Consider the following 14,098-nt stretch of genomic DNA (forward strand, 5'->3'; position numbering starts at 1 on the left):
TCTGGCGATTTATTCAATCAGCATAGCCAATGGCATTGTAATGGTATTCCCTTCTGGTGAGCTTGTCGGCTTTCACGATGCTTACGGCCATGAAAAAGCCACGGCCGGGTTTACCGGCCGTGGCGGATTGCGAAGCGGGCCGCGCCGCCCGTCAGTAGTAGGTCACCACCAGCTTGGGCTGGGCGGTCGTCACGCCGTTCTCGCGCGCGGCGTACTCGACCCAGCCGTTGGCGCCGTAGTTGGCGGCGGCTTCGACGCGGATCGACAGCAGCTTGTCGCCGGCCAGCGCGGCGGCGGCCTGGTTGGTGACGTCGATCTGGGCCGTACTGCCCACCGCCGGCACGCTCCAGCTGCCGAGCAGGCTGCCGACCGCCGGCGCGTTGTTCCACGACAGCGTGGTCTCGCCCCAGCTGTCGCTGCTCGCCAGGTAGGCGTTGTGGGTCATCGCCGTGGTCTGGCCGACCGAGCTCGGCGCCAGCACCAGCCTGGCGCTGACGATAGTGCCGGCGATCGCGCCGAGGTCGAACTTGAGGAAGGCGCGCCGCGCATAGCCGACCCCGTCGTTCTTGATCGTCAGCGTGGCGGTCTGGCCGTAGTTGGTGTTGGCGTAGGTCCCGTCGCGCACGTAGGCATCGGCCACCGCGCCGAGGCTGGCCGTGCTGCCGTACTTGAAGCGCGCGACGTAGGACTTGCCGGCCGAACCGGCGACGTCGACGGCCAGCTTGATGGTCGGGCTCAGCTGCTGCACGGTGACGCCGGCATCGGCCGCCACCGCGGCGACCGCGGCGCGGTTGATCTCGATATTGATCGCGCCGGTCTGGGTCTGGGTCGGGTCGGCCACGCTGACCGCCAGGTCGTTGCCGCTTTCGCGCGTCAGCACCGAGGCCTTGCGGTCGCTGCTCAGGTAGGCCGTCCCGCCGACGTTGACGGTCTTGGCGGCGTTCTGCCAGAAGTTGGCGCCGACCAGGCCCAGCGCGGTCTCGCGCGCCGCGGTGGCAGCGGACGAACGCTCGAGGATCTCCACCGTCGGGTTCGCCGCGAAGGCCGCCGTCTGCGCCGCGCTGCGGCCGGGCAGGATCACCTGGCTGTAGGCCCCGGTCGCGGGGCTGACGCCCTGGTAGCTGGCCAGGCTGAGGAAGTGGTTGCTGACCGTGTCGGCAGTATTGCCGGCGTTGATCTGCGACCAGATGCCGCTGCGCGTCTCGCGCAGGCCGTAGACGGTCGGCGCATAGGGGAACCAGTAGCCGATGTCCGCACCCGGCACGCTGCCGGCCAGGTGGGCCCACTGCACCGACGGCATCGCCTCGCTCCAGCCCAGCGTGGTCGGCTTGGCCACGCCGTTGACGGTCAGCAGGTTGTTGCCGGACGCATTGAGCTTGCGGTTCTCGATGATGGTCTCGACGTTGACGCCGTCGGTGCTGCGGATGCCCGAGCCGGCCTGGACGATCTTGTCGCCGAACAGGAACCAGCTCTTCTTGGCCTGCAGGCTGCTGCCGGTGACGCCCGAGGCGGCGAAGTCGAGGCCGACCGCGGCGTAGCGGCCGTCGAGCTCGGCGCCGCCGGCGTAGTCGTTGACGTTCTCGTAGTCCTTCCACGGCACCGGCGTGCCGCTGCCGCTGCGGTCGGTGGTGGTGCCGGGCAAGCGGCTCATGTCGACCGTGGCCCAGTAGCCGTTCATGTACTGGGTCTGGTCGGCGTCGTAGAGCCAGCCGGTGCCCATGCCGGTCCACCAGCCCTTGATGTTCTCGCCGTTGCCGTACTCGAAGCTCGAGATCCGCTTGGAGAACATCGCGATGTCGTAGGCGAAACCGGCCTCGCGCTGCACCACGCGGTCCTGGCTTGCAAACACATGGGTCTTGACCGGCTCGGCGGCGGCGCTTACCGCGTTGTCGGCCGCCAGCGCCTTGAGCAGCGCCAGATCGTAGAGGCCGATGCCGGCGTAGACGCCGGGCACGGCGGTCGCCACCGGGGCGTAGTAGCTGCTGCCGAAAGTGGTGTCGCGCTGCATCCAGCCCTTGACCGCGCGGCGGATCGCCAGCGCATCGGCCGCCGGCGCGCCTTGGGCCAGGAAGTTCAGCCCCACCGCGTTGCCGCGGCCGACGTTATGGCCGGTCGTGAACTGGCGGCTCGCGCCACGGCCCAGTAGTGAGTCGAGCATCGCGCCGTCGTAGATGGCCGGGATATAGGCATCGCGTGCCCAAGCATAGACGTTGGAAATGTTGGGATCGGTGAAGGCCCAGCTCGAGCCGGCCAGCAGGTAGGTCAGCTTGCCCACGTCGCTCAGCACCGCGCCGCCATAGCCGCCGAGGTAGGGCACCGCGCCGTGCTGGATGAAGGAGCCGTCGAGGTAGAAGCCGTCGCCGCTGGTGACGTAGGGCAAGGCGCCGCCGACCGCGTCGCGGCCCTGCACGAGCTTGGACGGCGACTTGCCGAGCACGCCGCGCATCAGCACCGGCCAGGCCTTGTCGAGCAGGTTGGCGCCGGTCTCGGTGGTCTGCACCGTGCCGTTGGGGTTGAGACGCTGGATCGGGTTGGGCACGAACTTGTCGATCGCCGCCAGGTAGTTGGCGATCTGGGTCGGACTGAGCTGGCCGTACATCAGCGTCATGGTGTCGACCAGCGACTGCGGCGTGCCGATATGCCAGTCCCACCAGTTGTTGTAATAGGTGACCGAGGGTTGTAGCGGTTGGCGTAGAGCCAGTCGAGGCCGGCCACGATGTCGGCCGCCAGCGCGGCGTTGCCGTACAGCGAGGAGCCGGAGGTCGAATAGGCCAGCGCCATTGCGTTGAGGCGGGTGTAGCTGCCGGTGACGTGGCTGGAATTGGTGGTGCTGGCCAGATCGCTCCAAAGGTAGGTGCGGCCGGCGGCGGTGTTCATGCCGCTCCAGTTGGCCTGGGCATTGCTGGCGATGGTGGCGAGCTGCGCCGCGATGTCGGGATCGGCGGTATTGGCGGCGCTGCCGCCGGTGAGCCGAGTCAGCCATTTCTCGCGCAGGCTGTCGTATTCGTCGGCCCATGCGGCGGGCGCCAGCAGCGCGAAGGTGCAGCAGAACGGCAGCAGGGAACGCAGGCGGCGTGCGGCAGGATGGTGCATGAGGTCGTCTCCATATGGGTCTGGCTGCGCCTCGTGGCGGGCGCACGAATTCCCGGAAATATTTTGGATGTACTCCCGTCCGTCAGGACGACGCTTTGCCCGGGCCTGAAGCTCAATGGAACGGCCATGCGAGGAGGCGACGGCGTGACGGCGGCGAGGGTCTGGCTCCCGAAAAGCGACCTCAGCCGCGAACGGCGCGGACGGCCGTTCGCGGTAGACGCCGCTGCTGCGGAGGCATTCGGCGGGCCGCTGCGCGCCCGCCCTGTCCTGCTCAGTAGTAGGTCACGGCCAGCGTCGGCTTGGTCGTGACGGTGTGCTCGCGCGCCGGGTACTGCACCCAGCCCTCGCCGCCGTAATTGGCGGCGGAATCGATCAGGAAGCTGACCAGCTCGTCGCTGCCGGCCGCCGCCTGCACCGCCGCGGTGGCGTCGAACTCGGTCCAGGCGTTGAGGTCGGGTACGGTCCAGCTCGCCAGCAGCGTCGAGGTCGCCGGCTTGTTGTTCCAGCTGACCGTGGTCTCGCCCCAGCTGTCGGTCGGCACCAGGTAGGCCTGATGGACGATGCCGCTCGCCGTGCCCTTGTAGATCGGCGACAGCCGCACCTTGGCATTGACGATGGTGCCGACGATCGAGCTGAGATCGAAGCGCAGCAGGGTCTGGCGATCGTAGCCCGCGGCCTCCTTCTTCACCTCCGAGACCGCGGTGCTGCCGAAGTTGGTGTTGGCATAGCTGCCGCTGCGCACGTAGGCATCGGCCGCCACCGTCAGGTAGGCCAGCTTGGCCAGCTTGAAGCGGGCGCGGAAGGTCTTGCCGGCCGAGGCGTTGACGGCGATGGTCAGCTTGATGGTCGGCGTGAGCTGGTCGACGGTGACGCCCGGATCGACCGACAGCGCCTCGCCGGCGACGCGGAAGATCTCGACCTGGATGCTGCCGGTGTTGAGCTGGGTCGGATCGGCCACGCCGACTTCGAGCTCGCCGTTCGCCTCGACGAAGCTGACCGCGGCCTTCCGGTTGCTGCTGACGTAGCGATAGCCGTTGTCGTAGACCGTCTTGCTGGCGTCGTTCCAGAAATTGACACCAACCACCTTGACCCCGCCGCTGGTATCGAGGATGGCGTGCGCATCGGCCGAGTTCTCCATCACCTTCACCGTCGGCGCGGCGGCATAGGCGGCCGTCTGCGCCGCCGTGCGGTTGGGCAGGATCACGTAGGCGTAGCTGCCGGCGGTCGGGTTGGTGCCGTGCTTGAACGCGAGGCTCAGGAAGCGGTTGGTCTGCTGCGGGTTGCCCAGCGGGTAGTTGAGCGTGTTGATGTCGCTCCAGTAGCCGCTGCGGCTTTCGCGCAGGCCGTCGATGCTGGCCGTGCCGGGGAAGAAGTAGCCGATGTCCGATCCGGCCACGTTGCCGGCCAGGTGGGCCCACTGCACGCCGGCCATGCTCTCGCTCCAGCCGACCGAGCTGGACTTGGCGCTGCCATTGACGGTGAGCGCGTTGTCGCCGGCGGCATTGAGCTTGCGGTTGTCGACGATGGTCTCGACCGCGCGGCCGTCGGTGGTGGCGATGTTGGAGCCGAGCGCGACGATGCGGTCGCCGACGGTGAACCACGACTTCTTGCCCTTGAGCGCCGTACCGGTGACCTGGACGGTGTCGAACTGCATGCCGAAGGCCCCGTTGGCGCCGACGGTGGCGCCGCCGACCCAGGTCTGGGTGTTCGGGTAGTACTTGAAGTTGACCAGCGTGCCGCTCGAGCCGTCGGTGGTGGTGCCCGGCAGCCGGTAGCTGTTCACCGTCGGCCAGTAGCCGTCGCTGTACTGGGTCTGGTCGGCATTGTAGAGATAGGTCATGCCCAGGCCGGTCCACCAGCCGCGGGTGTTCTCGCCGTTGCCGTACTCGAAGGCCTGGATGCGCGGCGACGACAGGCCCAGGCCGAACACGAAGCCGGCGGCGCGGTGCAGCGGCCGGTCCATGCCGGCGAACATGTGGGTGTCGACTGGCTCCGGCGCCGCCACGACGCCGCTGTCGGCGGCGATGGCCTTGAGGTTGACGATGTCGGCCAGGCCCACGCTGTCGAAGTAGTTGGCGAAGCTGGTGTCGCGCTGCATCCAGCCCTTGGCGATGCCGTTGAGCAGCGCCGCCTTGTCGGCCGGCGCGCCCTTGGCCAGGCGGGCGAAGTTGGCGACGATGCCGCGGCCGGCGGTGTGGTCGGTCGAGTTGTGGCGGGCCAGCGCGCGGCCGCGCACCGCATCGAACTGGGCGCCGTTGTACATGAAGGGCTGGAAGGTCTCGGTCGCCCAGCGGTAGACGTTGGCGGCGTTGGGGTCGCTGAAGGCCCAGCTCGAACCGTTGAGCAGGTAGAACAGCGCGGTGGCGTCCGACAGCAGGATGGCGCCGTAGGAGCCGACGTAGGCGACCCGGCTGTGCTGCACCAGCGAGCCGTCGGCGTAGAAGCCGTCGCCGCCGGTCACGTAGGGGAAGGCCGGAGCCATCTCGTCGCGGGCCTGCGCGATCTTGGCCGACGACTTGCCGAGCACGCCGCGCAAGGCCACCACCAGCACCTTGTCGAGCAGGTTGGCGCCGGTCTCGACGGCGGCCGCATTGCCCTCGCGCAGGCTCGGATCGGGCACGAAGCGGTCGATCACCGCGATCCAGTTGGCGCGCTGGGTGGCGCTGAGCTGGCCGTACATCAGCACCATGATGTCGTCGAGCGCGATCGGCGAGCCGATCTCGGCGTTCCACCAGGTCAGGTTGCTGGCCACCGGCGTGCTCAGGTTGTACTTGTTGGCGTACAGCCAGTCGAGCCCGCCGACGATGTCGGCCGCCAGCGCGGCATTGCCGTACAGCGCGGTGCCGGGGGTGGCGTAGGCCAGCGCCATCGACTTGAGCCGGTTGTAGTGGGCGGTGATGGTGTCGCCCGAGTCGACCCACGGGTACAGGTCGTCCCACAGCGCGGGCCGGCCGGCGTCCTTGCGCAGCGTGCTCCAGTAGCCCTGAGCGGTATCGTTGATGACCAGCAGGCGCGCGGCGATGTCGGGATCGGACGTATCGAGGCCGGGGCCGCCGGTGAGCTGGGCCAGCCAGCGGGCGCGCAGGTCGTCGTATTCGTCGGCCAGTGCCGGCGGCGCCAGCAGCAGGGCGAACAGCAGGCCCGACAGATGCAACAGGGCCCGCCAGGAACGGGCGTTGAGGTTTTGCATGATGAAGTCTCCGTGTTTGAGGTACTGCACGCTGCCCACGCGCGGCCGGTCTGATGCCGGTCCTGTCGCGGGACGTCTGCCGGCCGGAGCCGGCGGTGCTGCTGCTCGCCATCGCGCCGCGCCAGGCGGATCAATGGGTGACGCGGTTCGGTCGCGGCGGTGCTCCTTTCCCGCCGGCCTTGGCCGGCACCATCCAGGGTCGATCGGATCCCGCTGCCGTCGGCTGCGGGCGCGGCTCACGGCACCGCTTCTCGCCATTAAGGATTGAAAACGTTTCCAATGCTTCCCCGAGCGTCGGAAAACACGAAAACCCGGCCATCGGAAATGGGATTCGGAAACGGCTTCAGCCGCGAAGGCCTCGATCGCTCGAGACATTCGCGGCTGAAGCTGTTCCCCCGGCGCCCTGCCCGGCTGGGCAGGAGGGCGGCGGCGGAAGGAAACGGACGCCCCCGCGCGCACGGCGCGGGCCGGTGGGATCAATACAGCACGCGCTTGGCCTCGGGCTGGTCGATGTTGGCCTTGGTGACCAGCACCACGCCGGTGTCGAGCTGCCGGGCGACCTTCTGGCCGGCCAGGATGGCCGCCACCGTCTTCACGCCGAGCTCGCCCATCTGGTAGGAACCCTGCACCGCGGTGCCGTCGAGCGTGCCGTCGCGGACGAAGCCCTGCAGGTCGGCGTTGCCGTCGAAGCCGATCGCCGCCACCTTGCCGGCCTTGCCCGACTGCACCAGCGCGCGGCCCATGCCGACCGCGGTCGGCTCGTTGGCGCCGAAGATGCCCTTGAGATCGGGATTGGAGGCCAGCACGTCGGTGGTCTGGTTCAGCGCGGTGGCCATCTGCGACTGCGAGTAGAACGGGCCGACGATCCTGATCTTCGAGTTCTTCTCCAGATAGCGCTTGAAGCCCCCTACCCGGCCGAGCTCGGAACCGGCGCCGGCGACGTAGGACATGATGGCGACCTTGCCCTCGGTGCCGATCTTCGCGATCAGCGCCTTGGCGCACAGCTCGCCGGCCAGCCGGTTGTCGGTGGCGAGGAAGGACTGGTAGTAGCTGCGGCCGGAGTCGGACACCAGCGAATCGATCAGCACCACCGGGATGCGCGCCTCCCAGGCCTTCTTGATCGCCGGGATCAGCGCGTCCGGGTCGGACGGCGCGAGCACGATGCCGGCCACCTTGCGGTTGACCGCGTTCTCGACCAGGCCGACCTGGTCGGCGATGGCCGATTCGCTGGCCGGGCCCTGGAAGCTCAGGGTATGGCCCTTGACCGCCTTGATGCCGTCGTTGGCGCCCTTCTGCACGTTTTGCCAGAAGGTCGAATTGGTGGTCTTGACGATCACCGCGATTTCGCCGGCCTGGGCGAGGCCGGTGGCCAGCAGGACGGCCAGCAGGCCGCGGATCGTGGGTTTCATGGTGTTGTCTCCTTGTGGGTGGAATTCCGGTAGGCCGTCGTTCGCTGCCTGGTTGATGTAGGTCGGGCTTTACGCCCGACCTACATCAACCGATCACCGCAAGAGCGGCTTCAGCCGCGAACAGTTGATCAATACGCAATGCATTCGCGGCTGAAGCCGCTCCTACGGATGCAGCGCCCTAGCGCCGGTTGCGCACCTGGTCGATCCAGACCGTGAACAGGATCACCAGCCCGATCACGATCTGCTGGGTGAAGGCCGATACGCCGTTCATGTTCAGGCCGTTGCGCAGGATGCCGATCACGAAGGCGCCGATCAGCGTGCCGGAGATGGTGCCGACGCCGCCGATCAGCGAGGTGCCGCCGATCACTGCGGCGGCGATCGCGTCGAGCTCGTACATCACACCCTCGTTGGGCTGGGCCGTCACCAGCCGCGACATCAGCACGCAGCCGGCCAGGCCGGCCAGGGCGCCGGACAGCAGGTAGGCGAAGGTGGTGACGCCGTCGACGCGCACGCCCGACAGCCGGGCCGCCTCGGCATTGGAGCCGACCGCGTAGAGGTGGCGGCCGAGCACGGTGCGGGTCAGCAGCAGCGAGACGCCGACCGCCAGCACGATCATCAGCAGCACCGGGTAGGGAATGCCGGGGAAGATCACGTCGGGAAAGCCCATCGCGTCGATCTCGACCACCCGGCCCAGCGCGCCGTTGCCCAGCGCGGCGAAGTCCTCGCCCAGGCCCGATACGGCGCGCGCGCCGGTCAGCTGCAGCGCCACCCCGCGCGCCACCAGCATCATGCCGAGCGTGGCGATGAAGGGCGGCAGCCTGAGCCGGGTCACGCACAGGCCGTTGACCAGGCCGCACAGCGCGCCGACCAGCACGCCGCCGAGCATGGCCGGCGGCACCGCCCAGCCGGCTTCCTTGACCAGCAGCGCGGCCGCCACGCCCGACAGCGCCAGCACCGAGCCGACCGACAGGTCGATGCCGCCGGTGATGATCACGCAGGTGGCGCCGATGCCGAGGAAGCCGATCGAGGTCACCTGCAGCGCCACCGTCATGCCGTTGCCGACGCTGAAGAAGGCGTCGCTGGTCAGCGAGAACACCAGCACCAGCAGCAGCAGGCTCGCCAGCGCGGCGAATTTCTGGATCAGGTCTTTTTGTCGGGCGTGAGCATGGTCGGGTTCGGGTCGTGTGAAGCGATTGAGGTTCTGTAGGAGCGGCTTCAGCCGCGAATGGTGGTCATGCCACCGTCGCTTTCGCGGCTGAAGCCGCTCCTACGGGGCGTGCGGCCCGGACGGCGGCGGCGCGGCGCGGCGGCCCGAGGCGTACTGCATGATTTCTTCCTGGCTGGTGTCGCGCGTCGCGAGCGTCGCGGCGATGCGGCCCTCGTGGAACACCGCGACGCGGTCGGTCAGGCCGAGAATCTCGGGCAGCTCCGAGCTGATCAGCACCACGCCGATGCCCTGCGCCGCCAGTTGGTCCATCAGCTGGTAGATGGCGAACTTGGCGCCGACGTCGATGCCGCGGGTGGGCTCGTCGAAGAAGATCACCCGCGACTCGCGGAACAGCCACTTGGCGATCGCCACCTTCTGCTGGTTGCCGCCCGACAACAGCCTGGCCACCTGGAGCGGCGACGGCGTCTTGATGCCGAGCACGTCGATGTAGCGCTGCGCCACCGCCAGCTCCTCGTTCGCGCGGATGAAGCCGAGCCGGCCGGACACCGCGCCCATGCGCGCCTGGGTGACGTTGTGGGCGACCGGCAGCTTGATCGACAGCCCGTCGGCCTTGCGGTCTTCCGACAGGTAGGCGAGCCCGGCCGCGATGGCGTCGACCGGCGACGCGATGCGCAACGGCTTGCCGGCCAGCTTCACCGTGCCGGCGTCGCGGCGGTCGGCGCCGAACACCGCCCGGGCGACCTCGCTGCGGCCGGCGCCCATCAGGCCGGCGAAGCCGAGGATCTCGCCGCGCCGCAATTCGAAGTCGACCGGCCCGAAGTCCGGCGCGCGGCGCAGACCCTCGACCGACAGCAGCACCTCGGCGGTCGGCACCGAGCGGCGCGGCGGAAAGTGGTCCTGCAGGGGCCGGCCGACCATCGCCGCGACGATGCGGTCGACCGAGGTGGCGGCGAAATCGTCGCTGGCGACGCGGCGGCCGTCGCGCAGCACGGTGACGCGGTCGACGATGCGGGCCATCTCGTCGAGCCGGTGCGAGATGTAGACGATGCCGACGCCGTCCCGGCGCAGCGCGTGGATCAGCGCGAACAGGCGCTCGGTCTCGGACTCGGTCAGCGACGAGGTCGGCTCGTCCATGATCAGCACCTCGGCGTCGAGCGACAGCGCCTTGCCGATCTCGACCATCTGCTGCTGCGCCACCGACAGCGTGGCCACCAGCTGTTCGGGCCGCAGCGCGAGGCCGAGCCGGTCGAGCCAGTGCCGGGCGTCGCGACGCAGCTTCGCCCGGTCGATGAAACCGGCGCGGCGCGGTTCGCGCGCCAGGAACAGGTTCTCGGCCACCGACAGCCGCGGCACCAGGTTCAGCTCCTGGTGGATCATCGCGATGCCGGCGCGCTGGGCATCCAGCGTCGAGCCGAAGCGGCGCTCGGCGCCGCGGTGGACGATGCGGCCGGCGTCGGGCTGGTACAGCCCGCTCATCACCTTCATCAGCGTCGACTTGCCGGCGCCGTTCTCGCCGCAGACGGCATGCACCTCGCCGCGCCGCAGCGCGAAGTCGACGCCGTCGAGCGCCAGCACGCCGGGGAAGCGCTTGGTCACGCCGTGCAGCGAGAGCACCGGTTCGCCGGACCGGACGGCGGACGGCAAGGCGGACGGGATGGCAGCGAGCTTCATGGCGCGCGGCTCAACGGGTCCACTCGACGCAGGTCTGGCGCTGTTCGCCCAGGCCGGCAATGCCGACGCGCATCGTGTCGCCGGCGCGCAGGTACCACGGCTCGGGCTTCTGCCCCAGGCCGACGCCGGGCGGCGTGCCGGTGCTGATCACGTCGCCGGGGTTCAGCGTCATGAAGCGGCTGATGTAGGACACCAGCTGTTCGATGCGGAACACGATCTGGTCGGTATTGCTGTCCTGCACCCGGCGGCCGTTCACCTCGAGCCACAGCGGCAGCGCATGCGGGTCCGGCACCTCGTCGCGGGTCACCAGCCAGGGGCCGATCGGCGAGAAGGTGTCGCAGCCCTTGCCCTTGTCCCACTGGCCGGCGCGCTCGAGCTGGAACTCGCGTTCGGAGATGTCGTTGACCACCACGTAGCCGGCCACGTGGTCGAGCGCTTCGGCCTCCTCGACGTAGCGCGCGGTGCGGCCGATCACCACGCCGAGCTCCACCTCCCAGTCGGTCTTGACCGAGTCGCGCGGGATCACCACCTGGTCGTCCGGGCCGATGATCGAGCTGGTCGCCTTCATGAACAGCACCGGCTCGGGCGGGATCGGCATGCCCGATTCGGCGGCGTGGTCGGCGTAGTTGAGGCCGACGCAGACGATCTTGCCGATGCCGGCCAGCGGGCAGCCGATGCGCGCGCCGGGCTCGGCCAGGGGCAGCCGTTCGACGTCGAGCGCGGCCAGCGCGGCCAGCGTGCGCGGCGCGAGCTGGGCCGGGCCAGGTCGGGCAGCAGCATCGAGAGGTCGCGGACCCGGCCGTCGCGATCGAGGATGCCGGCCTTCTCGGAGCCGGCGGGGCCGTAGCGGAGCAGTTTCATGGGGACTCTCTGTATCCAGTTTCAAAATCGGTCGGCGCCGCATGCTCTTGTAGGAGCGGCTTCAGCCGCGAATGGTGGAGATGCCACCGGCGCTTTCGCGGCTGAAGCCGCTCCTACGGAGGGCGCATCGGCGCCGATGCGTTCAATCCATGTGGAACACCCGTTCCATCGGCGCCCAGTGCTCGCCCTCGGCGCGGCTCTCAAGCGGCGCCTGGCACGGCCCGCACAGCGCCCACCAGCGGCGGGTGGCCTCGCGTTCGGCGATCCTGCGCATGTCGGCGGCGAAATCGTCGCCGTGGTACTCCCAGTAACCGAACAGCAGGTTCTCCGGCTCGCGCAGGAAGATGCTGTAGTTGCGGACCTTGGCCGCCGCGAGGCAGGCCAGGATCTCGGGCCAGACCGCCGCGTGCAGCCGCTTGTATTCGGCGATGTGCTCCGGCCGGATGCCGATCACCATGCCCATCCGTTGCATCGATGTTTCCTTCCTACCTGTAGAGACTGTCATCTCCGTCAAGCGGCAGCGAGAAGCGCAACCAAGGGACTTTCACCGCAGAGGACGCCGAGGACGCGGAGAAAGGCAGACTGATCGGTAGAGCAGTTGCTCGCCCCGATATACAGCCCTGTGCGAGCGGACCTTCCTCCGTGTCCTCGGCGTCCTCCGCGGTGCATCTTTTCGTCCATCGCTCCAGCAAATCCCCCAGTTCCCCCAACCATTCGCGGCTAAAGCCGCTCCTACGGCCCCGTCCCTATTCGACCGCCAGCCGGTAGAACGCCGCCGCATTGGCGCCCGGATGCCGTCCACGCCGGTGCGGCCGGCCAGCAGCGCCTCGGTCGCCGCGCACCAGGCGGCGTAGTCGGCCACCTCGTTCAGCACCGGCCAGTCGCTGCCCCACATCAGCCGCTCGGGCCCGAACCAGCCGAGCAGGCAGGCGAGGTAGGCCTGCAGCGGCGCGCCGCGCCAGCCCGGCCCGGCCTCGGTCGCCAGGCCCGACAGCTTGCAGTGCACATTGGGCAGCGCCGCCAGCGCGGCCATGCCCTGGCGCCAGTCCGCCGCCGGGCGGCAGCAGCGGCCGGCTTGGCGGCATGGTCGATCACCACCGGCAGGCGGCGATGGCGGCGGGCGAAGCGCAGCAGGTGCGGCAGGTGGTTCGGCCGCACCAGCGCGTCGAACGTCAGCCCGTGCTCGATCAGCGCGGCGGCGGCCGGATCGAGCGCCGGGTCGGCGATCCAGGCGGGGTCGGCCAGGCCTTGCAGCATCGGCCGCACGCCCTTGAACTTGGGATGGCGCGCCAGCCGCGCGATCTCGGCCGGCGCCCGGGGCGACTCGAGGTCGACCCAGCCGACCACGCCGAGGATGAAGTCGTGCGCATCGGCCAGCCCGAGCAGGTAGTCGTTCTCGTCCGCCGCCGGCCGCACCTGCACCAGCACCGTGCCGGCCACGCCGTGCGCGCGCAGCAGCGGCGCCAGCTCGGCCGGGCCGAAATCGCGGTACAGCGCCGGTATCTCCGGCGTCGGCCAGCCGTAGTCGGCGCGGCCGAGCTGCCAGCAATGCTGATGGGCGTCGATGCGCAGCATGGCAGCCTCAGGCCGGCACCGGCGCAGCCGGATCGAGCAGGCCCTGCGCGCGCAGCGCCTGCCAGAAGGCGGCCGGGATCGGCCGCTCGAACCAGTCGATGTTCTGCCGCAGCTGGGCCGCGCTGCGGCCGCCGGGCAGGCAGCTGGCGACCGCCGGATGGGCCAGCGGGAACTGCAGCGCGGCGGCCGGCAGCGGCACGTCGAACTGCGCGCAGACCGCCTCCAGCGCCGCCACGCGCTCGATCACCTCGGCCGGCGCCTCGGCGTAGTTGAACTTGCGGTTGCCCTTGACGCCGCCGGCCAGGATGCCGGAATTGAACGGCCCGCCGAGCAGGATGCCGACGCCGCGGGCCACGCAGGCCTCGAGCAAGGGCGACAGCGTCTGCTGCTCCAGCAGCGTGTAGCGGCCGGCCAGCAGCGTGCAGTCGAGGTCGAACTCGCGCATCGCGTCCCACACCGCTTCCCACTCGTTGACGCCGAGGCCGACCGCCTTGACCTGGCCCGAGCTGCGCAATTCGTCGAGCGCCCTGAAGCCGCCGCCGTCGGTGAGCTGGCGCCAGTAGCGGTCGTGCAGCGCGCCGTGGGTGAGCCGGCCGATGTCGTGCACCAGCAGGATGTCGATGCGGTCCATGCCCAGCCGCTGCTGGCTGTCCTCGAACGAGCGCAGGATGGCGTCGTGGCGGTAGTCGTAGACCGGCGCGAACGGCAGCGGATCGACCCAGCCGTTCGCTTCCTTCGCCGCCGGCGCCGGCTTCATCAGCCGGCCGACCTTGGTCGACAGCACGAAGTCCCCGCGCGGGTAGTCGCGCAATGCCTGGCCGACGCGATGCTCGGAACGGGTATGGCCGTAGTACGGCGCGGTGTCGAAGTAGCGCACGCCGGCGTCCCAGGCGCCGCGCAGCGCGGCCTCGGCCTCGGCGTCGGAGGTGGCGCGGTAGAGGCCGGCCAGCGGCGCGCAGCCGAGGCCGAACACCCCGATATCGAGGCCGCTCTTGCCCAATGGGCGGGTGTCGGTGGATTTCATGGTCGTCTGTCGAATCCGATGTCGATGCCGTTGCGCCTGCCCCCGTCCGTAGGTCGAGCTTCATGCCCGACGGCGCTGCGGATCGAGGCCGCTGTCGGGCATGAAGC

General features: G+C 69.5%; 8 protein-coding genes and 2 pseudogenes. All 10 read right to left on the reverse strand.

Features of this window, described 5'->3' with window-relative positions; translation table 11 throughout:
- Window positions 1–151: 151 nt before the first annotated feature.
- Window positions 152–2,008: a polysaccharide lyase family 8 super-sandwich domain-containing protein gene (locus H9L41_RS11635; protein WP_265584044.1), complete on the reverse strand. Its 1,857-nt coding sequence runs from the start codon at window positions 2,006–2,008 to the stop codon at window positions 152–154.
- Window positions 2,009–2,074: 66 nt separating this feature from the next.
- Window positions 2,075–3,093, reverse strand: a pseudogene (locus H9L41_RS24705) (hypothetical protein); the annotation flags it as partial.
- Between the two features lie 271 nt (window positions 3,094–3,364).
- On the reverse strand, window positions 3,365–6,283 hold the full coding sequence (locus H9L41_RS11645; protein WP_028447130.1) for a polysaccharide lyase family 8 super-sandwich domain-containing protein: 2,919 nt from the start codon (window positions 6,281–6,283) through the stop codon (window positions 3,365–3,367).
- 476 nt (window positions 6,284–6,759) lie between these two features.
- A complete protein-coding gene (locus H9L41_RS11650; RefSeq protein WP_034607467.1) occupies window positions 6,760–7,692 on the reverse strand; it encodes an ABC transporter substrate-binding protein in 933 nt (310 codons plus the stop codon).
- A 178-nt stretch (window positions 7,693–7,870) separates the two neighbouring features.
- Window positions 7,871–8,794, reverse strand: coding sequence for an ABC transporter permease (locus tag H9L41_RS11655; protein WP_308419649.1), 924 nt, complete (start codon window positions 8,792–8,794; stop codon window positions 7,871–7,873).
- A 165-nt stretch (window positions 8,795–8,959) separates the two neighbouring features.
- Window positions 8,960–10,531 carry a sugar ABC transporter ATP-binding protein gene (locus H9L41_RS11660; RefSeq protein ID WP_051319222.1) on the reverse strand — a complete coding sequence of 524 codons (1,572 nt, stop codon included), beginning with the start codon at window positions 10,529–10,531 and terminating at the stop codon, window positions 8,960–8,962.
- A gap of 10 nt (window positions 10,532–10,541) precedes the next feature.
- Window positions 10,542–11,417, reverse strand: a complete 876-nt coding sequence (locus H9L41_RS11665; protein ID WP_308419650.1) for a fumarylacetoacetate hydrolase family protein — start codon at window positions 11,415–11,417, stop codon at window positions 10,542–10,544.
- Between the two features lie 117 nt (window positions 11,418–11,534).
- A complete protein-coding gene (locus H9L41_RS11670) occupies window positions 11,535–11,864 on the reverse strand; it encodes an L-rhamnose mutarotase (protein WP_028447126.1) in 330 nt (109 codons plus the stop codon).
- A gap of 72 nt (window positions 11,865–11,936) precedes the next feature.
- A pseudogene (locus H9L41_RS11675) lies at window positions 11,937–12,967 on the reverse strand (amidohydrolase family protein).
- Window positions 12,968–12,974: 7 nt separating this feature from the next.
- Entirely contained in the window at window positions 12,975–13,991 is a 1,017-nt protein-coding gene (locus H9L41_RS11680) for an aldo/keto reductase (RefSeq protein ID WP_034607464.1), read from the reverse strand.
- Window positions 13,992–14,098: the final 107 nt, after the last annotated feature.

Origin of the sequence: Chitinimonas koreensis, from assembly GCF_014353015.1 — a bacterium.
GTDB classification, from domain to species: domain Bacteria; phylum Pseudomonadota; class Gammaproteobacteria; order Burkholderiales; family Chitinimonadaceae; genus Chitinimonas; species Chitinimonas koreensis.